This is a genomic window from Isoptericola sp. NPDC019482, assembly GCF_040632295.1.
Classification (GTDB): Bacteria; Actinomycetota; Actinomycetes; order Actinomycetales; family Cellulomonadaceae; genus Isoptericola.
In genome coordinates, this window is record NZ_JBEYBQ010000005.1 from 191392 (window position 1) to 211084 (window position 19693).

The window sequence follows — 19693 nt, forward strand, 5'->3', positions numbered from 1 at the left end:
AAAGCTGAACGATTCGCCGGAGGCGGACCGTCCTCACCTCAACCGCCCAAGAGAGGGGCACCGTCGTGCGCGCCGTCGTGTTCGAGAACTTCCAGACCTTCCCCGAGCTCAAGGAGGTCGAACGACCGACGCCGGGGCCGGGCGAGGTCCTGCTCAAGGTGGCCGGCTCCGGGGCGTGCCACTCCGACGTGAGCATCTACCGCGAGTTCACCGAGGGTGCTCCCGGGGCCCAGAACCCCCCGTTCGTGCTCGGGCACGAGGTGTCGGGCTGGGTCGAGGAGCTCGGCCCGGGCGTCGACGGCGTGCAGCCGGGCGACGCCTACCTCGTGTACGGCCCGATCGGGTGCGGCCGTTGCGCGGCCTGCTCCCGCGGCCAGGACACCTACTGCGAGAACGTGGCGAGCATGCCCTACCTCGCGACCGGCATCGGCCGGGACGGCGGCATGGCCGAGTACGTCCGCGTGCCGGTGCGCAACCTCGTGCCGCTCGGCGACGCCGACCCCGTGGCCGCCGCGCCGCTGAGCGACGCCGGCCTCACGCCGTACCACGCGATCAAGCTGGCGCTGCCGAACCTGGCGGGCGGCGGGAGGTTCGCCCTCGTCATCGGGCTCGGCGGGCTCGGCCAGGTCGCGGTGCAGATCCTCACCGCCCTCACCGGCGCCACCGTGATCGCCACGGACACCAAGCCCGAGGCGATGGAGCGCGCGGCCGCGAACGGGGCCGTGACGGTGCCCGGCGGCGAGGGACAGGTCGAGGCGATCCGCGCGATCACCGGCGGCAAGGGCGTCGACGCCGCGTTCGACTTCGTGGGCGCGACCCCGACGATCCGCACCGCCCAGGCGTCGATGGGCCGCCAGGGCCGGCTCACCGTGGTCGGCATCGCGGGCGGGACCGCCGAGTGGTCGTTCTTCGCCAACCCGTACGAGGCCACGATCACGAACACGTACTGGGGCACGATCGAGGACCTCCACGAGGTCGTGGCCATGTACCGCGCCGGGCAGATCACGCCGCAGGTGCAGCGCTACTCGCTGGACCAGGCCCTGGACGCCTACCGCGACCTCGAGGCAGGGAAGGTGGCCGGGCGCGCCGTCGTCGTCCCGCACACCGCCTGAGGCTCCGGCGCCACCGTTCATTAGGGTGGCGCCCATGCCGCACGCCGCCGACGTCGTCCCCGCCCCCGTCTCCCTGCGCGCCGACGGGGAGGCGCTCGTCCTGCGGGACGGCGCCCGGGTCGCCGCCGACCCCGACGTGCGCGCCGCCGCCCGGTGGTGGCGGCGCGTGAGCGAGGACGCCTTCGGCCTCGACCTGGTGCCCGTCGTGCCCGACGCCGAGGGCGCCGACGTGCGGTTCGACGTCGACCTCGGCCTCCCGGCGGGCGGCTACCGCCTGACGGTCCGGGCGGCCGGGGGCGGCGCTGCCGTGCGCGTGGCCGCCGCGGACCTCGCCGGGGCGCACGCCGCAGCCCAGACGCTGCGGCAGCTGGCTGGCCCGCAGGCGTTCCGCCGCGCCGGGAGCGCGCCGCTCGCGCTGCCGGTCACGACCGTCGACGACGCGCCCCGGTTCGGCTGGCGCGGGGTCCTGCTCGACGTGGCGCGGCACTTCCTGCCGAAGGCGGACGTGCTGCGCTTCGTCGACCTCGCCGCGGCCCACCACCTGAACGTGCTGCAGCTCCACCTCACCGACGACCAGGGCTGGCGCGTCGAGATCGAGCGGTACCCCCGCCTCACCGAGGTCGGGTCGTGGCGGCGCGAGTCCGGGGTCGGGACCTGGCGGGCCGAGCGGTACGACGGCCGCCCCCACGGCGGGTACTACACGCGCGACGACCTGCGCGAGATCGTGGCCTACGCCCGCGAGCGCGGCGTGACGGTGGTGCCCGAGATCGGCTCGCCGGGGCACGTGCAGGCACTGCTCACCGCCTACCCGGAGCTGGCCGCTCGGCCCGGCGCGCACGAGGTGCGCACCACCTGGGGCATCAGCGAGGACGTCATCGACCCGTCCGACGCCGCCGTCGAGTTCTTCGCGGGCGTCCTGGACGAGGTGTGCGCGGTCTTCGACTCGCCGTTCGTCTCCCTGGGCGGGGACGAGGTGCCCACGACGGCGTGGCGCCAGCGACCGGACATCGTCGCGCGCGCCGCCGACCTCGGCCTCGTCGGGGCCGACGGCGAGGGCGACGTCGCCCGGCTGCACGGCTGGTTCCTCGCCCGGCTCGCCGACCACCTGCGGTCGAAGGGCCGTCGCGCCGTCGTGTGGGACGAGGCGTTCGGGCCGGACCTGCCGCGCGACGTCGTCGTCACCTGCTGGCGCGGCCACGCCGTGGCGGCGGACGCCCTCGCGGCCGGCCACGACGTCGTGATGGCCCCCGAGCAGGAGGTGTACCTCGACCACCGCGCCGCGGACGGCGACGACGAGCCGGTCCCGGTGGGCTTCGTGCGCACGGTCGCCGACGTGCGGGCGTTCGAGCCGTTCCCCGCGGAGCTGCTGGAGGCGCGCCCCGAGCTCGCCGGCGACCTGCCGGGCAGGGTGCTGGGCGCCCAGGCACAGGTGTGGAGCGAGCACCTCGACTCCGCGCGGCGCGTCGACTACGCGGCCTTCCCGCGCCTCGCCGCGTTCGCGGAGGCCGTCTGGAACCCGGGCGCGCCCGGGTTCGACGAGCGCCTGCGCGACGGCCACCTCGCGCGCCTCGACGCCGCCGGCGTCGAGTACCGTCCGCTCGACGGCCCGCGGCCCTGGCAGCGACGGCCGGGTGTCGCGGGCTGGCCGCGCGACCTCGCCGCCGAGCGGGAGGCGGCCGGTTGGGCCGGGATGGGCGGCTGGGTCGAGGGGCGCGACGGCGCGGAGCCGGGGGAGCAGCCGGGCCGGGGATGAGCCGCAGCGAGGCGCGGCGGCGGCCGACCGGTCAGCGGCCGGCGGGCACCGGCTCGGGGGCCTCGTCGGGCGAGGCCGGGCGCGGGGCGTCCGGGTCGCCGGGGCCGTCGTCGCCCGGGCGGTCCGTCGGGCCGCCGTCGGCCCCGGCCTCGGGCCGCGCGCGCCTGCGCAGCCAGCGGTAGCCGAGGTAGCCGAGCCCGCCGAGCGCGAGCCAGGGGAGCAGTACACCCAGCACGAGGACGACGGTCTGGACGGTCGTGACGAGGGCGCCCCAGCCGGAGGCCAGGCCACCGAGGAACCCGCCTCGCGACTGCGCGGCGGCGACGGGCTCGGGCACGATCTCGACGTCGAGCGTCGACATCGCCACCTGGTCGGACAGGCGCTGGCGCTGCGCGGTCAGGGCGTCCAGGTCGGCCTGGCGTTCGGACAGCTCCTGCTCCACCTGGAGCAGGTCCTCGGTGCTGCCGGCGGTCTTCATGAGGTCGCGCAGCCGGTCCGTCGAGGTGGTCAGCGCGGCGATGCGCGCGTCGAGGTCCTGTGCCTCGCCGGTGACGTCAGTGCTCTGGACGTCGACGTTCTCGACGGTCCCGAGCGTGCCGAGCGCCTCGACCGCGCCGGTCATCCGGTCGGACGGCACCCGGACGGTCATGGACGCGGACCCCGGGGAGGCGTCGGTGGCCGTGGTCTCGGAGCGACGCTCGACGCGGCCGCCGGCCTCCTCGACCAGGCGGGCGAGCCGCGTCGCGGCCGCGGCGGGGTCGTCCGCGACGACGGTCGCGCTGCCGGTGGTGACGATCTCGCGCGCCGCGGCGGCACCCGGCTCCGCGGCGCTCTCGGCGACGGCGGCACCGTCGGCCGCCTGTTCCGCGCCACCGACGTCCGCGACGGTGCTGTCGGCAACCGCGCCTGAGGACGCCTCGCCCGAGTCGGCGCCGCCCGAGGAGCAGGCCGTGACGACCAGCAGCAGCGTCGCGGCCAGCGCCGCGAGGAGGGGGGCGCGGCGGGTCCGGTCCTGGCGCAGGGAGGCGGGCATGGCTCAGAGCGTAGGGCGCGGCGACGTCGCGCCCGGGGCCGTCCGCCCGATCGTGACCCGACCGTGCCGAGACCGTGACCTTGGGCGACGACCGTGGGCGATGACCTGGGGCGACGTCCTCGGGAGCAGGCGCGCGTGCCCGCACCACCGCCCTCAGTCACGATCCGGTCACACCTCGCGGTGCGTCCGGGGAGCGGATTGACACGGGGCTAGTTAAGACGCTGTACTAACAAACATGTCCACGCCGACGACGCGCACAGCACGACGAGGTCTGGGTGCCGGCCTGCGAGCCACCTCCAAGGTGCTCCCCGAGCACGCCCGGGCGCACAACCGCTCCCTGGTGCTCCAGCACCTGTTCCACGAGGGGCCCACCTCCCGGGCGGACCTGGCCCGCGCCACCTCCCTGACCCGCGTGACCATCTCCGACCTGGTGAACGTCCTGCTCTCCGAGGGGCTCGTCGAGGAGCTGGGCGTGCAGCCCGGCCGGCGGGTCGGCAAGCCCGCGATCCTCGTGGGGATGCGCACCGACGCCTACCAGATCGTGGCGGTCGACCTCTCCGACGACGCCGTCATGCGCGGCGCGGTCATGACCCTCACCGGCGAGGCCGTGGTGCGGCGCTCGCTGCCGGTCGCCGGCCAGGTCGGCGACGCGCTCGTGGACCTGCTCACCCGCTTCGCGCGCACCCTGATCTCCGCGGCCACGCGGCCCGTGATCGGGGTGGGCGTCGGCTCGCCCGGCGTCGTGGACGACTCCGGCCGCATCGTCGAGGCGCCCAACCGGCAGTGGAGCGACCTGCCGCTGGCCGCGATCCTCACCGACCGGCTGGCGCTGCCGGTGCACGTCGCCAACGACGCGAACTCCGCCGCCCTCGGCGAGTACACCTACGGCGGGGCCGCCGACTCCATGCTCGTCCTCACGGTCGGGCAGGGCGTGGGCGCCGGCGTCATGGTCGACGGGTCGCGGGTGCGCGGCGCCGCCGACGCCGCCGGCGAGCTCGGGCACGTCACCGTCGTGGACGACGGCGAGCTCTGCGCGTGCGGCCGCCGCGGCTGCCTCGAGACCGTGCTCGCGGCGCCCGCGCTGCGCCGCGCCGTCGCGGGCCTGGACCCGGCCGCCGCCGACGAGGCGCTGGCCGGCGTCGGCCGCACGCTCGGCACCGCCCTCGCGCCCGTGGTGGGCGCGCTGAACCTCGGCGAGGTGCTGCTCAGCGGCCCGGCCGACCTGCTCGACGGCGCGCTGCGCGCCGCCGCCCTGCAGGCCCTGACCGACCGCACGATGCCGGCCACCGCGGCCGGACTGCGGCTCCGGATGGCCACGCTCGACGAGGACGTCGTCCTCGCGGGGGCGGCCGTCCTGGTGCTGGCCGCCCAGCTCGGCGTCTCGTGACCCGTCCCCCGACGAGTCCCGCGGCCCCCTGACGGACGACCACCACCGAAGGCGCTGACCCGGCGCCGCCCTGCAATGATCGAGAGGAATCCCCAGTGAAGAGGAACCGTGTCGTCGCCACCGGCGTGGCGACGAGCCTGACCCTGGCGCTCACGCTCGCCGCGTGCGCGCCCGCCGACGACGAGGCGAGCGGCGAGGCGGGCGGCACGCCCGAGGCCGGCGAGATCACCCTGTGGCTCGCCGGTGCGGACACCAACGACGAGCTGCGCACGTACCTGGTCGACACGTTCGCCGAGGAGAACCCCGGCTCGACGCTGAAGATCGAGGAGCAGGACTGGACCGACCTGGTCACCAAGCTCACGACCGCGCTGCCGGACGCCGCGAACACCCCCGACGTCGTCGAGATCGGCAACACGCAGGCGCCGACGTTCACCTACGCGGGCGCGTTCCGCGAGATCTCGCCCGAGCTGTACGAGGAGCTGGGCGGCGACAAGCTGCTGCAGTCGTTCGTCGACGCGGGCTCGATCGACGAGACCAAGTACGCCCTGCCGTACTACTACGGCTCGCGCTACATGTTCTACCGCAAGGACATCTGGACGAAGGCCGGCCTCGAGGTCCCCAAGACGCTCGAGGAGTTCGGCGACTCCGTCAAGGAGCTCACCTCCAAGAAGCAGTCCGGGTTCGCGATGGGCGGCCAGGACTGGCGCAACGGCATCTCCTGGGTCTTCGCGAACGACGGCGAGCTCGCCGTCAAGGACGGCGAGCAGTGGACGTCCACGCTCTCCGACCCGAACACGGTCAAGGGCCTCGAGCAGTGGCAGGACGTCTTCGAGAACGCGTCGAACCTCCCCGCGACGGCGAAGGACGAGGCGTACTGGGACTTCATCAACGACGGCACCGACGGCGGCGCGCCCGAGGGCGCGACCATCATGGCGCCGGGCTGGGCCCGCTGGTCCATCGGCGACCTGACGAAGGGTGACGACGGCAAGGAGGTGCGCGACGGCATGGCGGACGACAAGAAGTTCGACATCTTCGCGCTGCCGGGCGTCGACGGCGGCGTGGCCCCGGTCTTCGCCGGTGGCTCGAACGTCGCGGTGTCCGCGAAGTCGCAGCACCCGGAGCTCTCGGAGAACCTGCTGCGGATCATCTACTCGGACGAGTACCAGACGATGCTCGCCAAGGCGGGCCTGGGCCCGGCCAACACCGACTTCAACAAGCTGATGACGGTCGACGCCGACGGCAACCCGGACAAGTTCGGCGAGGTCACCGTGCAGACCGCCGAGGCGTCGAAGCTCACCCCGGCCGCACCCGGCTGGGCCGCCGTGGAGGGCGCCTCGGTCTACGAGGAGCTCTTCCAGAAGATCGCCGAGGGCGGTGACGTGACGGCTCTCGCCAAGCAGTACGACGAGAAGCTCACGCCGATGCTCAACGGCCAGGCGGGCTGACCCCTTCCAGCCCCCACCCCCGACGGGCGGGGCGCCGGCACCGGTCCCCCCACCAGCGCCACCGCCCCGCCCGTCACCCACGACCCCCGGGAAGGAGGACCGCATGACCACCGCGACACCCGCGTCCACCATCGCGATCCGCCGTCGGCGCCAGCCGGCCACCCCCTACCTCCTGCTCGTCCCCGCGGTGCTGGTCCTGCTCGTCGGTCTCGGTTATCCCGTGTACTGGCAGGTCGTGACCTCGCTGCAGGAGTACGGGATGATGCAGCAGTTCGGCGCGCCCCCCACCTTCGCCGGGCTGGACAACTACGCGCGGATCTTCACCGACGAGCGGCTGCTGCCCGTCGTGACGCGCTCCCTGATCTTCTGCCTCGTGAACGCGTTCCTCACGGTGGCCATCGGGCTCGGCCTCGCGCTGCTCATGAAGGCGGTGCACGGCGCGGTCCGCATCATCATGCAGGTCGTGCTCCTGCTGGCCTGGGCGACGCCGCTCGTGGCCGCGGTGACGGTCTTCCGGTGGCTGTTCGACTACCGCGCCGGCGTCGTCAACTGGCTGCTCGTGCAGCTCGGCCTCGACCAGTACCAGGGCTACGCCTGGCTCGCGCAGCCGCTGACGTTCTTCGTCGTCGCGACCCTGGTCATCGTGTGGATGTCGGTGCCGTTCGTGGCGATGTCCCTGTACGCCGGCCTCACGCAGGTCTCCGAGGAGGTGCTCGAGGCCGCCCGCCTCGACGGCGCCCGCCCCGCACAGATCCTGCGCCACATCCTGCTGCCGCTGGTCCGCCCGGTGCTCGCCATCGTGCTGCTGCTGCAGATCATCTGGGACCTGCGCGTGTTCGCGCAGATCCGCCTGCTGCAGGACGCCGGGGCCCCCATCTCCGAGACGAACCTGCTGGGCAACTTCATCTACGAGCTCGGCATCGGCAGCCAGGACTTCTCCGGCGCCGCCGCCGTCTCGATCTTCGTCCTGCTGCTCACGGTGCTGCTCGCCGCGCCCTACGTGCGCAGCCTCATGAAGGAGGACGCCGCGTGACCGCCGTGACCGAGACCGGAACCGGGTCGGCGACGCCGGCTGCCGCGCCCGCCGTGCGCGACGCCGCCGGCCCGGCCCGCCGCGCCCGACCGCGGGTCGGCAAGGTCCTGCTGGGCGTCCTGGGGATCGCCGTGTCCCTCGTGTGGCTGTTCCCCGTCTACTGGATGCTGCTGTCGGCCGTGACGCCCGACGCGCGGCTGCGGGCGGACACGCCGAGCTTCCTGCCCACCCACTTCACGCTCGCGAACTTCGGGAGCGTCCTGACGGGCTCCGGCTTCGGCGGCGCGCTGCGGATGAGCCTCATGGTCACGCTCGTGACGATCGTGCTCGTCCTGGCGTTCGCGTTCCTCGCCGCCCTCGCGATCAGCCGCTGGCGCTTCCGCGGGCGGACCAGCTTCGTGCTGGCGGTGCTGTTCATCCAGATGCTGCCCGCCGAGGGGCTGTTCATCGCCCAGTACAAGATGCTGTCGACCGTCGGCGCGAGCGCGCCCGTGCTCGGTCTCAACTCGGTGCTCGGCATCTCGATCCTGTACACCGCGATGCTCGTGCCGTTCACGATCTGGATGCTCCGCGGCTTCGTCGCAGGGATCCCGGCCGAGCTCGAGGAGGCGGCCATGGTGGACGGTCTCTCGCGCACCAAGGCGTTCCTGCGCATCACGTTCCCCCTGCTCGCGCCGGGCCTCGTGGCGTCGGGCGTCTACGCGTTCCTCCAGGCGTGGAACGAGTTCACGACGGCGCTCGTGATCCTCCCGGCCGAGAGCCGGCAGACCCTGCCGATCTGGCTGCGCAGCTTCCTGTCGGCGTCGGCGAACCGCGGCATCGACTGGGGCGAGGTCATGGCCGCGTCGACGCTCATCGCGGTGCCGGTGATCGTCTTCTTCCTCTTCGTGCAGGGCCGGATGACGTCCGGCCTGGTCGCCGGGGCGGTGAAGGGCTGACGTGGACGACGCCACACCCCTGAACCCGCCGGGCCCCGTGGGCCCCACCGTCGGGCTCGACATCGGCGGCACCAAGACCCTCGCCGTCCTGCTGGACCCGTCCGGGACCGCCGTGGCGCAGGCCCGGCTGGCCACCGAGCGCGGCCCGGCCGGTGTCGTCGCGGGCGCGGCCCGGGCCGTGCGCGGCGTCGCGCGGCAGGCCGGCGTCGACGTCGCGGACGTCGTGGGAGTCGGCGTGGGCATGCCCGGCCTCGTCGACCCTGCCGCCGGGACCGTGCGGCACGCCGTGAACGTGGGCGTGGACGCCACGCCGCTGGCGCTCGCCCGGCTGCTCGGCGACGAGCTCGGCGGCCTCCCCGTGGGCCTGGAGAACGACCTCAACGTGGCGGCGCTCGGCGCCGCGCACCTGGAGGCCACGGCGGCGGGCACGTCCCGGGCGCGGGTCGACCTCGCGTTCCTCGCGCTCGGCACCGGCCTCGCCGCGGGACTCGTGCTCGACGGCGAGCTGCGCCGCGGCTTCGGGGGCGCGGCCGGCGAGATCGGCCACGTGCCGGTCGACCCGACCGGTCCCGTCTGCCCGTGCGGGCAGCGCGGCTGCCTCGAGCTGTACGCCTCCGGGTCCGCCGTCGCCCGGCTGTGGCCCGTCCGCACCGACCGTCCGGCCCCCGTCGAGCTGTTCGAGGCGGCGGAGCGCGGCGTGCCCGCGGCGATCGAGGCGCGCGACGTGTACGCCTCGGCCGTGGCCGCGGCGGTGCGCATGCTGGTCCTCACGGTCGACGTCCGGCACGTCGTGCTGGGCGGCGGCGTCGCCCAGCTCGGCGAGCCGCTCCTCGACGCCGTGCGTGCCGCGCTGGTGCGCGAGTCCCGCGACTCCGGGTTCCTCAGCTCGCTGCGCCTGGCCGACCGCGTCCGGCTCGCGCCGGGCCGCGTGCCCGTGGGCGCCGTCGGCGCCGCCGTCGTGGGCCGGTCGGTCGCCGGCCGCGCCCCGCTGAACGGGGTGGCGTCGTGACGCCGCGCCGCGCCGGGGCGGCGCTCGCCGGACTGCTCGCCCTGTCGTCGGCGGCCGGCTGCGCGCTGCTCGGACCCGAGGAGCCCGCCGGCCCGGACACCGACCTCACGATGTGGCTGGTCGGCGAGGACACCACGCCCGAGCTGCGGGAGTACCTGGTGCAGGAGTTCGAGGCCGAGCACCCGGGGGCGACCCTCACGATCGTGCAGCAGGAGTGGGGCGACCTCGTCGAGAACCTCACCGAGGCCGTCAAGGACCCCGCCACCACGCCGGACGTCGTCGAGATCGGCAACACGCAGTCGCCGACGTTCACCACCCAGGGCGCGTTCCGGGAGATCTCGCCGGACCTGTACGAGGAGCTCGGCGGCGACAAGCTGCTGCAGTCGTTCGTCGACGCCGGGTCGGTCGACGGCCGTCACTACGCGCTGCCGTACTACTTCGGCTCGCGGTACGTCTTCTACCGCAAGGACCTGTGGGGCGCCGCCGGCCTCGAGAAGCCGACGACGCTGGCCGAGTTCGGCGAGTCGGTCAAGGCGCTCACCGACGACGACCACGCGGGATTCGCGATGGGCGGCCAGGACTGGCGCAACGGCATCTCCTGGGCGTTCGCGACCGGCGGCGAGCTCGCGGTGCGGGAGGGGGACCGCTGGGTCTCCAGCCTGTCCGACCCCAAGTCGGTCGAGGGCCTCGAGATGTGGCAGGACGTGTACGAGAACGCGTCCTACCTGCCGTCCACCGAGAAGGACGTCGAGTACTGGGACTTCCTCAACGACGGCGTCGAGGAGACGGCACCCGCCGCGGCCACGATCATGGCGCCGGCCTGGGCGCGATGGTCCATCGGCCACCTCGTGCGCAACGACGAGGGCGAGCTGGTGCGCGACGGGATGGAGGACGCCGACACGTTCGGGATCTTCGCCCTGCCGGGGGTGGACGGCGGTCTCGCCCCGGTGTTCGCCGGCGGGTCGAACATCGCCGTCTCCGCCGCGTCGCCGAGCCCCGAGCTGGCCGAGGACGTGCTGCGCGTCGTCTTCTCCGACGAGTACCAGGAGAAGCTCGCCGCCGCGGGGCTCGGACCTGCGAACGAGGACGCCCAGGAGCTCATGGAGGGCGACAGGTTCGGCAGGCTCATGGTCCGCACGGCCGTCGCGTCGAAGCTCACCCCGCCCGCGCCCGGGTGGGCCTCGATCGAGGACGCCGGGGTGTACGAGGAGCTGTTCGGCCGCATCGCCGACGGTGGTGACGTCGAGAGCCTCGCGCGGGAGTTCGACGCGCGCCTCACGCCGATGCTCAACGCGCCGGCCGCGGCCGACGAGTGAGCCGATGACAGCAGGACGACGGGATGATGGAACAGGTCCCGCACCCGAGAGACTGGAGCCCCCATGGAAGTCGTGATCGCCCCCGCCGACGAGCTGGCCGCGCTGGCGGCCGACGCGATCGAGGCGCTGCTGCGCGAGGACCCGGCCACGGTGCTGGGCCTGGCGACGGGGTCGAGCCCGCTGAAGGTGTACGACGAGCTGGCGCGTCGCCACCGTGAGGAGGGGCTGTCGTTCGCCCGCGCCCGCGGCTTCATGCTCGACGAGTACGTGGGCCTGGGCGCCGACCACCCGCAGCGGTACCGCAACGTGATCGAGACTGAGATCGCCTCGCGGGTCGAGTGGCCCGCCCACCAGGTCTCCGGCCCGGACGGCCTCGCGGAGGACATCCCGGCGGCGTGCGCGGCGTACGAGCAGGCGATCACGGACGCGGGCGGCGTGGACCTGCAGATCCTGGGGATCGGCACCGACGGTCACATCGCCTTCAACGAGCCCGGGTCGTCGCTCGCGTCCCGCACGCGGATCAAGACCCTCACGGCGCAGACGCGCGTGGACAACGCGCGCTTCTTCGACGACGACGTGGACCAGGTGCCCACCCACTGCCTGACCCAGGGTCTGGGCACGATCATGCAGGCGCGCCACCTGGTGCTGCTCGCCACGGGGCGGCAGAAGGCCGAGGCCGTGCATCAGCTGGTCGAGGGCCCGATCTCCGCGATGTGGCCGGGCACCGTGATGCAGCTGCACCCGCACGCGACGGTGCTGGTCGACGACGCGGCCGCCTCGCGCCTGCAGCTCGGGGACTACTACCGCCAGACGTTCGCCTCCAAGCCCGGCTGGCAGGGCCTGTGATCCGTGCCCGGATCGGCGGCACGGAGGCCGGCGAGGCGGGGGAGCGTCAGGGGGTGCGTCGTAGACTGCCGGGCATGAGCGATCCCCTCTCCGCCCCGCCGGCCGACCCCTCGCAGGACACCGGGGCCGGCACGAGCGTGCTGGAGCGCCCCGACACCCGCGAGCAGGCCGCGGAGCCGGGCGACCACGAGCGTTTCGCGCACTACGTGCGCAAGGAGAAGATCATGGAGTCGGCCCTGTCGGGCAAGCCCGTGATCGCGCTCTGCGGCAAGGTGTGGGTGCCGGGTCGTGACCCGTCGAAGTTCCCGGTCTGCCCGGTCTGCAAGGAGATCTACGACGGCCTCCGCGACCCGCAGGACGGCGAGGGCGGCGAGGGCGACTCCGGCAAGTGAGCGCGCAGCCGCTTCCCGAGCCCGAGTCCACCCCTGATCTGTTCGCCGCCGCTGCGGAACCGGTCAAGCCGCTGCCGCAGTCGCCGTCGTCGTCCGCGGCGTCGCACCTCAGCCCGGCGTTCCCGCGCCGCGCGCCGTGGGGCACGGCGTCCAACCTGCGTGCCTGGCAGGCCGAGGCCCTCGACCTGTACCGGCGCCGCGACCCGCGCGACTTCCTCGCGGTCGCGACGCCCGGCGCCGGCAAGACGACGTTCGCGCTGCGCGTGGCCACCGAGCTGCTCGAGGCGGGGATCGTGCGGCGCGTGACCGTCGTCGCGCCGACCGAGCACCTCAAGCACCAGTGGGCGGACGCCGCCGCGCGCGTCGGCATCCGGATCGACCCGTCGTTCAAGAACAGCCAGGGCCGGCACGGCTCGCACTACGACGGCGTCGCCCTGACGTACGCGCAGGTCGCGGCCAAGCCCGCGCTGCACCGCGCCCGCACCGAGGCCGCGCGCACGCTCGTCATCCTCGACGAGGTGCACCACGGCGGCGACGCCCTGAGCTGGGGCGACGCCGTCCGTGAGGCGTTCGAGGACGCCACGCGCCGTCTGGCGCTGACCGGCACGCCGTTCCGCTCGGACACCGCGCCGATCCCGTTCGTCACGTACGAGGAGGACCGCGAGGGCATCCGCCGCTCCAAGGCCGACTACACGTACGGCTACGGCGACGCGCTGCGCGACCACGTCGTGCGGCCCGTGCTGTTCATGACGTACTCGGGCAACATGCGCTGGCGCACCAAGGCCGGCGACGAGGTCAGCGCCCGCCTCGGCGAGGCGATGACGAAGGACATGCACGCCCAGGCGTGGCGCACCGCGCTGGACCCGAACGGCGAGTGGATCCCGTCCGTGCTCGCCGGGGCCGACAAGCGGCTCACGGAGATGCGCCGCACGGTCCCCGACGCGGGCGGCCTCGTCATCGCGACCGACCAGACGGACGCGCGCGCCTACGCGGGCCACCTGGCCCGGCTGACCGGCCAGAGCCCGACCGTCGTCCTGTCCGACGACGACGGCGCCAGCGCCCGCATCGACGAGTTCGCGCAGGGCGACTCGCGGTGGATGGTCGCGGTGCGCATGGTGTCCGAGGGCGTTGACGTGCCGCGGCTCGCCGTCGGCGTGTACGCGACCAGCACGTCGACGCCGCTGTTCTTCGCCCAGGCCGTGGGCCGCTTCGTGCGCGCCCGCAAGCGCGGCGAGACCGCGTCCGTGTTCCTGCCCAGCGTCCCGCTGCTGCTCGAGCTCGCCAACGGCATGGAGCTCGAGCGCGACCACGCCCTCGACCGCCCGAAGACCGCCGAGGAGCAGGGGATCGAGTACGACCCCGAGGCCGCGCTCCTCGCGGCGGCGAACAAGGAGGAGAAGGCGTCGGGGGAGCTCCTCGGCTCCTTCGAGGCGCTCGAGGCGCAGGCCTCGTTCGACCGCGTCCTGTTCGACGGCGGCGAGTTCGGCACCGGTGCGGACGTCGGCTCCGCGGAGGAGCTCGACTTCCTCGGCCTGCCGGGGCTCCTGGAGGCCGACCAGGTGACCACGCTGCTGCGGCAGCGCCAGGCGCAGCAGGTGCGCGGGCGGGGCGGCGCGACCGCGTCGGAGGCCGCGCTCGAGCAGTCGGAGGCGGAGCACCGCCGGGCCGCCGACCTGCGCAAGGAGCTGTCCAAGCTGGTGTCCGCCTGGGCGCGCAAGAGCAGCACGCCGCACGGCTCCGTGCACAACGAGCTGCGCCGCCGGTGCGGCGGGCCCGAGGTCCCCCTGGCCACCGCCGACCAGCTCGCCGCGCGCGTCGAGATGGTGCGCGGCTGGTTCGTCGGAAAGAAGTAGGCACCCGCTTCGCCCGTGGTGCGGCGCGCGGCGTCGCGTCACCCCCGCCAGTGCTCCCGCAGGACCTCCGTCGCCCGGGCGACGTCCTGGACGCGGTGGCCGGCACCCGCGAGGACGACGTGACGGGCGCCCGCGCCGACCAGCGCCTCGGCCGTCTGCTCGTACAGGGCGCTGCTGCCCCCGGTGACGACCAGCGTCCTCCCGGGGATCGGCACGCTCGGGTCGAGGTCGAGGCCCCAGGGCGGCCGCAGGGCCCGCAACCGGGCGACGCGTTGCTCGAGCACGTCGTCGGGCAGGTCCGGAGGGCGCGTCCCGGACGCGGCGGCGAACCGGCGCGAGAACTCGCGCGGCGAGACCGAGGGGTCGTCCGCGACGGCGAAGACCGGAGTCATCGCCGCGATGTGCTCCTCGACGGCGGGCCTGCCGCGCGCCAGGTCGAAGCAGGCGGGTTCGAGGAGCGCGAGCGAGGTCACGAGCGTGGGCTCCCGCTGCGCGGCGAGGAGTGCGGCGTTCGCCCCGTACGAGTGCGCCACGACGTGTCCGCCGCCCACCTCGCGGAGCAGGTCGAGGACCCGGCGGGCGTCGCGCACCGGGTCGTCCGCGACACCCTCACGCGCCAGGAACGCCCACCCCGGCTCCGCGACGGAGGCCTGCTCGGGCCAGGCGTCGGCGCCGGCCGACCCTGAGCCTGGACGAAGACGACCCGCGTCCCGTCGCTCAACGGAGCACGAGGTCCACCGTGGGGATGGCCGGGTCCCCGGCGGAGAGCCGGCGGCCCCCGCGCGGCAGCTCCGCACGCGCCTGGAGGTGGTGGCGGGCCGCGTTCTGCACGCCGTAGGCGCCCACCCAGCGGGAGTCGACGGCACCGTCCACGACGAGCGGCACGAGCAGGCTGCGCAGGTCGGGGCGCTCGCCGTCGGCGGACTCGCGGTCGCTGGCCTCGCCGCCGGTGGCCTCGTCGGCGCCGGTCGGGGCGCCCCCGTCCTCCGGGGACCAGGCGACGACAAGGTCGTCCGGACCGGTGACGAGGACCTCCTCGACGGCGCGGCCGTCAGGGCCGTAGCGGCGGGCCGCGCCCTTGCGGCCACCCTGGCTGCTCTTGTGCGTGGACGCCTTCGCGACCGGCTGCAGCACGCCGGACGGGTCGGCGCGCGCCACGAGCTTGTAGACCATGCCGCAGGTGGGCGCGCCGGAGCCGGTGACGAGCGACGTCCCGACGCCGTAGACGTCCACGGGCATCGCCGCGAGGCCGGCGATGGCGTGCTCGTCGAGGTCGGACGTCACGACGATCTTCGTGCCGGTGGCGCCCAGGTCGTCGAGCTGGCGCCGCACCTCGACGGCGAGCACGCCGAGGTCGCCCGAGTCGAGGCGGACCGCGCCGAGCGACGTCCCGCCCGCGGCGATCGCGTTCTCGACGCCGCGCCGCACGTCGTAGGTGTCGACCAGCAGGGTGGTGCCCGACCCGAGCGACGCGATCTGGGAGTCGAACGCCGAGCGCTCGTCGTCGTGCAGGAGCGTGAAGGCGTGCGCGGCGGTGCCGATGGTGTCGAGGCCGTACCGCATGCCGGCCTCGAGGTTCGACGTGCCCGTGAAGCCGCCGACGACGGCGGCGCGCGCGGCCGCCACGGCCGCCTGCTCGTGCGCGCGGCGCGAGCCCATCTCCAGCACGGGGCGGTCCACGGCGGCGCTGGTCATCCGCGACGCGGCCGACGCGATGGCGGAGTCGTAGTTGAGGATCGACAGGATCAGCGTCTCGAGCAGCACCGCCTCGGCGAACGTGCCCTCGACCTGCAGCACCGGCGAGCCGGGGAAGAAGATCTCGCCCTCGGCGTACCCCTGGATCGTGCCCGTGAAGCGGTAGCCGCGCAGGAAGTCCAGCGTCCGGTCGTCGACGACGCCCGCGCGCTCCAGGTAGGCGAGCTCGGCGTCGCCGAACCGGAAGTGGGCGAGCGCCTCGAGGATGCGCCCGGTGCCCGCGAGGACGCCGTACCGGCGCCCGGCCGGCAGGCGGCGCGTGAACACCTCGAACACGCAGTGGCGGTGGGCGGTGCCGTCCGCGAGGGCCGCCTGCAGCATCGTCAGCTCGTACCGGTCGGTGAGCAGCGCGACCGACGGGCGGACGGACGGGAGCGGGGCAGCCGGGACGGCGTGCAGCGACGGGGCGGCGCCGCCCCGGGGCTCGTCGGTCATGGGGACACGGTAGGGCTCCCGCGCTGGTCCGGCAGGGTGAAGCCCGCCAGGCGGACGGTCGACGGCCACGGTCCGGCTGTGCCTACGCTGGGCGGGTGAACGGGCAGACGACGACGGGCGCGAGGCTCGCGACAGCGGCCGCGGCGACCGAGGCGGCGGGGGACACCCAGGTCGACACCCGGGAGGATGCGGCGGCCGCCGTCGCGGACCCCTGGGTGACGATCGTGTGGAACGACCCGGTGAACCTCATGTCGTACGTGAGCTACGTCTTCGAGAGCTACTTCGGCTACCCGGAGGCGAAGGCGCAGAAGCTGATGCTGCAGGTGCACCACGACGGGCGCGCGGTGGTGTCGTCCGGCCCGCGCGAGCGCATGGAGGTGGACGTGCAGGCGATGCACGGGTTCGGGCTGTGGGCCACGCTGCGGCAGTCGGGCGCCTCCGACGGCGTCTCCGGCGGGGGTGCGGCATGACGCCGTTCCGGTCCGCGCCGGCGGGCTACGTCGCCCGGTGGGACGACGTCGAGCGGGAGGTGCTCGGGCGCGTCGCGCGGGACGTCGCGGAGCTGCTGCGTGCGGAGTCGGGGCTGGAACCGGGGATCGAGGTCGGCGACGGCGTGGCCTTCACGGGCGTGGCGCGGGTGCCGCAGGACCCGGCCGTGCAGCGGCTGCTGCCCGACGCGCACGACGAGGACGCCGACGTCGCCGCCGAGTTCCGGCACCTGACGCAGACGGACCTGGCCGCCGGGAAGTTGGCCCGGCTCGTCGCGTTCGCCGACGCGATCGACTCGCCGGACGTGCTGCCGGACGACCCGCGGGAGGGCGCGGAGCTCGTCGTGCCGCGCGAGTCCGCGCAGGAGTTCGCGGGGGCGCTGACCGACGTGCGCCTCGTGCTCGCGGAGCGGCTGGGGCTCGTCGACGACCAGGACGTCGAGACGCTGCACGACGACGTCCTGGCCGGTCTCGACGACGAGGACGACGACACCGACGATGCGGACGACGACCGGGAGGAGACCGACGACGCCCCGGACGAGTACGCCGGCTGGGAGCGTGTCGGGCTGTCGGGCCGGGAGCGGCGGTACTGGGGCGGCGTGTTCGTGGCCGCGGGGTTCGCGCAGGAGTCGCTGGTCGACGAGATGCTCGCGGACCTGCGGGCGGGGCGCGCGAGCGGGTGATCGCCGACGGCGGAACGCCGTCGTCGCAGGCCGGGGCGGTGCTGTGGCGGGCGCCACGCCGTGTCGCCGCTCACTCCCCGGGGTCGTGACGGCTCGTCGCGACTAGGCTTCCTCGCGTGAACGACGCCCCCATCGGGATCTTCGACAGCGGCGTCGGCGGGCTGACCGTCGCGCGCTCCATCCTCGACCAGCTGCCCCACGAGCAGGTGCTCTACCTGGGTGACACGGCGAACAGCCCGTACGGGCCGAAGCCGCTCGCCGCCGTGCGCGCGATGGCGCTCGACGTGATGGACCGCCTGGTCGACGAGGGCGTGAAGATGCTGGTCATCGCCTGCAACTCCGCGACCGCGGTGGCGCTGCCCGACGCCCGCGAGCGGTACACCGTGCGGCGCGGGATCCCCGTCGTCGAGGTGATCCGGCCCGCCGCCCGGCGTGCGGTGCTCACGTCCAAGACCGGGCGCATCGGCGTCATCGGCACCAAGACCACGGTCGACTCGCGCGCGTACGACGACGCCTTCCACGTGACGCCTGGCCTAGAGATCACCACGCAGGCGTGCCCGGACTTCGTGCCGCTCGTCGAGCGCGGGCTGACGTCCGGTCCCGAGGTCCTGGAGGTCGCCCACCGCTACCTCGACCCGGTGAAGGCCGCGGGCGTCGACACGCTCGTCCTGGGCTGCACGCACTACCCGCTGCTCGCGGGCGCCGTCTCCTACGTGATGGGCGAGGACGTCACGCTCGTGTCCAGCGCGGAGGAGACGGCCAAGGACGTGTACCGCAACCTCGTGCAGCACGGCCTGGAGCGCTCGACCGACGCGCCCCCGCCGGTGCACCGCTTCCTGGCCACCGGGGACACCGAGCCGTTCGAGCGGCTCGCGCGCCGGTTCCTGGGGCCGGAGGTGACCCTGGTGGAGGCGGCATGAGGCTCGTCACCGTGGGGGTCTCGGGGTCGTTCCCCGGGCCGGCGTCGCCCGCGTCCGCGTACCTGCTGCAGGCGCACGACGGCGAGCGCGACTGGAACGTGGTGCTCGACCTCGGCAACGGGGCGCTCGGCGCCCTGCAGCGGCACGTCGACCCGCTGGACCTGGACGCCGTCGCGCTGTCCCACCTGCACCCCGACCACTGCGCGGACCTGTCCGGGCTGTACGTGTACCTGCGGTACCACCCGGAGCGGGGCGGCACCCGCACCGGCGTCGGGCGCCGGCTGCCGGTGCTCGGGCCGAGCACGACGGCGGACCGCGCGGCGGCGATGTACGGCCTGGCCGCGGGGGAGTCGATGGACGGCGAGTACGACGTCCGCGCCTGGCAGCCGGGGACGCCGGTGCAGGTCGGCCCGTTCGAGCTGGAGCCGTTCGCGGTGTACCACCCGGTGGAGGCGTACGGCATCCGCGTGACGGGGCCGTCGTCGGTGCGCCCGGGGGAGCGGGTCACGCTCGTCTACTCAGGGGACACCGACGCGTGCGACGGCCTGGTCGAGGGCGCCCGCGGCGCCGACCTGTTCCTGTGCGAGGCCGCGTTCCAGGAGGGGCGCGACGACGGCGTCGAGCGTGGCATCCATCTCACCGGCCGGCGGGCGGGCGAGGCCGCCGCGGCCGCCGGGGTGCGGAGCCTGCTGCTCACCCACCTGCCGGTGTGGAACGCGCCGGACGTCGCGATCGCGGAGGCCCTGTCGGCCTACGACGGACCGGTCGCCGTGGCGACCGCCGGCGGGGTGCACGAGCTGTGAGCGGTAGCCTCGGCCCCGTGAACGCTGCCCCGGCCCCCGTCTCCCCGACGACCCCGACGGCCCGGCCCGCCTGGCCCGCCGCCGTGTGCGACCTCGTGTGCGTGCTCGTGTTCACCGTGGTGGGCACGCTCAGCCACGACACCGCGGGCGTCGGGCACGTCGCGCTGGTCGGCCTGCCGTTCGTCGTCGGCCTCGCCGTCGGCTGGCTCGCGACGCGCGCCTGGCGCGCCCCCGCGCAGGTGTGGCCCACCGGCGTGGCCGTATGGTTCGCCACCGTCGTCCTGGGCCTGGTGCTGCGCCCCGTGCTCGGCATCGGCGGCGTCGAGGTCTCCTTCGCGATCGTCACCGCCGTCTTCCTGGGCGTGACCATGCTGGGCTGGCGGGCGCTCGCGTCCCTCGCCGCCCGTCGCCGCACCGCCCCCTGAATGTTGTGAGCGCGATTTCGGGGACTATTCGTGTGGGGCAGTAAGCCCGAAGAGGGCCGACAAACAA

General features: G+C 74.5%; 19 protein-coding genes. 16 read left to right on the forward strand and 3 right to left on the reverse strand.

Annotated elements, in window-relative coordinates; translation table 11 throughout:
* Positions 1-65 precede the first annotated feature (65 nt).
* Positions 66-1112, forward strand: coding sequence for an NAD(P)-dependent alcohol dehydrogenase (locus ABZ493_RS06280; RefSeq protein WP_430581316.1), 1047 nt, complete (start codon positions 66-68; stop codon positions 1110-1112).
* A 34-nt stretch (positions 1113-1146) separates the two neighbouring features.
* Entirely contained in the window at positions 1147-2865 is a 1719-nt protein-coding gene (locus tag ABZ493_RS06285) for a beta-N-acetylhexosaminidase (RefSeq protein WP_430581317.1), read from the forward strand.
* A 31-nt stretch (positions 2866-2896) separates the two neighbouring features.
* On the opposite strand, the gene ABZ493_RS06290 is transcribed toward ABZ493_RS06285, so the two are convergent.
* The gene (locus ABZ493_RS06290) at positions 2897-3898 is read right to left on the reverse strand and encodes a DUF4349 domain-containing protein (RefSeq protein ID WP_430581318.1); all 1002 of its coding nucleotides are present in this window, start codon (positions 3896-3898) and stop codon (positions 2897-2899) included.
* A 235-nt stretch (positions 3899-4133) separates the two neighbouring features.
* Here ABZ493_RS06290 and ABZ493_RS06295 point away from each other — a divergent pair, with 235 nt between their 5' ends.
* From ABZ493_RS06295 to ABZ493_RS06335, 9 genes are all read left to right on the forward strand, one after another.
* Positions 4134-5285 carry an ROK family transcriptional regulator gene (locus ABZ493_RS06295; RefSeq protein ID WP_430581319.1) on the forward strand — a complete coding sequence of 384 codons (1152 nt, stop codon included), beginning with the start codon at positions 4134-4136 and terminating at the stop codon, positions 5283-5285.
* 95 nt (positions 5286-5380) lie between these two features.
* The gene (locus tag ABZ493_RS06300; protein WP_430581320.1) at positions 5381-6730 is read left to right on the forward strand and encodes an extracellular solute-binding protein; all 1350 of its coding nucleotides are present in this window, start codon (positions 5381-5383) and stop codon (positions 6728-6730) included.
* A 103-nt stretch (positions 6731-6833) separates the two neighbouring features.
* Entirely contained in the window at positions 6834-7763 is a 930-nt protein-coding gene (locus ABZ493_RS06305) for a sugar ABC transporter permease (RefSeq protein ID WP_430581321.1), read from the forward strand.
* Positions 7764-7816: 53 nt separating this feature from the next.
* Positions 7817-8701 (forward strand): carbohydrate ABC transporter permease, encoded by an 885-nt coding sequence (locus tag ABZ493_RS06310; protein ID WP_430581340.1) that lies wholly within the window; start codon positions 7817-7819, stop codon positions 8699-8701.
* A 1-nt stretch (position 8702) separates the two neighbouring features.
* A complete protein-coding gene (locus tag ABZ493_RS06315; protein ID WP_430581322.1) occupies positions 8703-9710 on the forward strand; it encodes an ROK family protein in 1008 nt (335 codons plus the stop codon).
* Positions 9707-11026 (forward strand): extracellular solute-binding protein, encoded by a 1320-nt coding sequence (locus ABZ493_RS06320; protein ID WP_430581323.1) that lies wholly within the window; start codon positions 9707-9709, stop codon positions 11024-11026. The genes ABZ493_RS06315 and ABZ493_RS06320 overlap by 4 nt, the downstream gene beginning before the upstream one ends.
* Before the next feature lie 63 nt (positions 11027-11089).
* Positions 11090-11872, forward strand: a complete 783-nt coding sequence (nagB, locus tag ABZ493_RS06325; protein ID WP_430581324.1) for a glucosamine-6-phosphate deaminase — start codon at positions 11090-11092, stop codon at positions 11870-11872.
* Positions 11873-11946: 74 nt separating this feature from the next.
* Positions 11947-12264 (forward strand): DUF3039 domain-containing protein, encoded by a 318-nt coding sequence (locus tag ABZ493_RS06330; RefSeq protein WP_430581325.1) that lies wholly within the window; start codon positions 11947-11949, stop codon positions 12262-12264.
* A gap of 38 nt (positions 12265-12302) precedes the next feature.
* Positions 12303-14117 carry a DEAD/DEAH box helicase gene (locus tag ABZ493_RS06335; RefSeq protein ID WP_430581341.1) on the forward strand — a complete coding sequence of 605 codons (1815 nt, stop codon included), beginning with the start codon at positions 12303-12305 and terminating at the stop codon, positions 14115-14117.
* A gap of 38 nt (positions 14118-14155) precedes the next feature.
* On the opposite strand, the gene ABZ493_RS06340 is transcribed toward ABZ493_RS06335, so the two are convergent.
* Both ABZ493_RS06340 and ABZ493_RS06345 read right to left on the reverse strand, forming a co-directional pair.
* Complete coding sequence (locus ABZ493_RS06340) at positions 14156-14914, reverse strand: alpha/beta hydrolase (RefSeq protein ID WP_430581326.1); 759 nt, start codon at positions 14912-14914, stop codon at positions 14156-14158.
* Positions 14835-16307, reverse strand: coding sequence for a nicotinate phosphoribosyltransferase (locus ABZ493_RS06345; protein WP_430581327.1), 1473 nt, complete (start codon positions 16305-16307; stop codon positions 14835-14837). The genes ABZ493_RS06340 and ABZ493_RS06345 overlap by 80 nt, the downstream gene beginning before the upstream one ends.
* A 95-nt stretch (positions 16308-16402) precedes the next feature.
* On the opposite strand from ABZ493_RS06345, the gene clpS reads away from it, so the two are divergent.
* From clpS to ABZ493_RS06370, 5 genes are all read left to right on the forward strand, one after another.
* The gene (clpS, locus tag ABZ493_RS06350) at positions 16403-16777 is read left to right on the forward strand and encodes an ATP-dependent Clp protease adapter ClpS (protein WP_430581328.1); all 375 of its coding nucleotides are present in this window, start codon (positions 16403-16405) and stop codon (positions 16775-16777) included.
* Positions 16774-17478 (forward strand): DUF2017 family protein, encoded by a 705-nt coding sequence (locus ABZ493_RS06355; protein ID WP_430581329.1) that lies wholly within the window; start codon positions 16774-16776, stop codon positions 17476-17478. Before clpS ends, ABZ493_RS06355 begins: the two co-directional genes overlap by 4 nt.
* A gap of 116 nt (positions 17479-17594) precedes the next feature.
* On the forward strand, positions 17595-18398 hold the full coding sequence (gene murI, locus ABZ493_RS06360; RefSeq protein ID WP_430581330.1) for a glutamate racemase: 804 nt from the start codon (positions 17595-17597) through the stop codon (positions 18396-18398).
* Complete coding sequence (locus tag ABZ493_RS06365; protein ID WP_430581331.1) at positions 18395-19201, forward strand: MBL fold metallo-hydrolase; 807 nt, start codon at positions 18395-18397, stop codon at positions 19199-19201. The genes murI and ABZ493_RS06365 overlap by 4 nt, the downstream gene beginning before the upstream one ends.
* 17 nt (positions 19202-19218) lie before the next feature.
* Complete coding sequence (locus ABZ493_RS06370) at positions 19219-19626, forward strand: DUF3054 domain-containing protein (RefSeq protein ID WP_430581332.1); 408 nt, start codon at positions 19219-19221, stop codon at positions 19624-19626.
* The last annotated feature ends 67 nt before the right edge of the window (positions 19627-19693 follow it).

What these genes read in the sequence shown, in the direction of transcription:
- ABZ493_RS06365 (WP_430581331.1), top strand. Translation starts at nt 18,395, where the DNA reads ATGAGGCTCGTCACCGTGGGGGTCTCGGGGTCGTTCCCCGGGCCGGCG.
- ABZ493_RS06330 (WP_430581325.1), top strand. Translation starts at nt 11,947, where the DNA reads ATGAGCGATCCCCTCTCCGCCCCGCCGGCCGACCCCTCGCAGGACACC.
- ABZ493_RS06285 (WP_430581317.1), top strand. Translation starts at nt 1,147, where the DNA reads ATGCCGCACGCCGCCGACGTCGTCCCCGCCCCCGTCTCCCTGCGCGCC.
- ABZ493_RS06295 (WP_430581319.1), top strand. Translation starts at nt 4,134, where the DNA reads ATGTCCACGCCGACGACGCGCACAGCACGACGAGGTCTGGGTGCCGGC.
- ABZ493_RS06355 (WP_430581329.1), top strand. Translation starts at nt 16,774, where the DNA reads ATGACGCCGTTCCGGTCCGCGCCGGCGGGCTACGTCGCCCGGTGGGAC.
- ABZ493_RS06345 (WP_430581327.1), bottom strand. Translation starts at nt 16,307, where the DNA reads ATGACCGACGAGCCCCGGGGCGGCGCCGCCCCGTCGCTGCACGCCGTC.
- nagB (WP_430581324.1), top strand. Translation starts at nt 11,090, where the DNA reads ATGGAAGTCGTGATCGCCCCCGCCGACGAGCTGGCCGCGCTGGCGGCC.
- ABZ493_RS06305 (WP_430581321.1), top strand. Translation starts at nt 6,834, where the DNA reads ATGACCACCGCGACACCCGCGTCCACCATCGCGATCCGCCGTCGGCGC.
- ABZ493_RS06290 (WP_430581318.1), bottom strand. Translation starts at nt 3,898, where the DNA reads ATGCCCGCCTCCCTGCGCCAGGACCGGACCCGCCGCGCCCCCCTCCTC.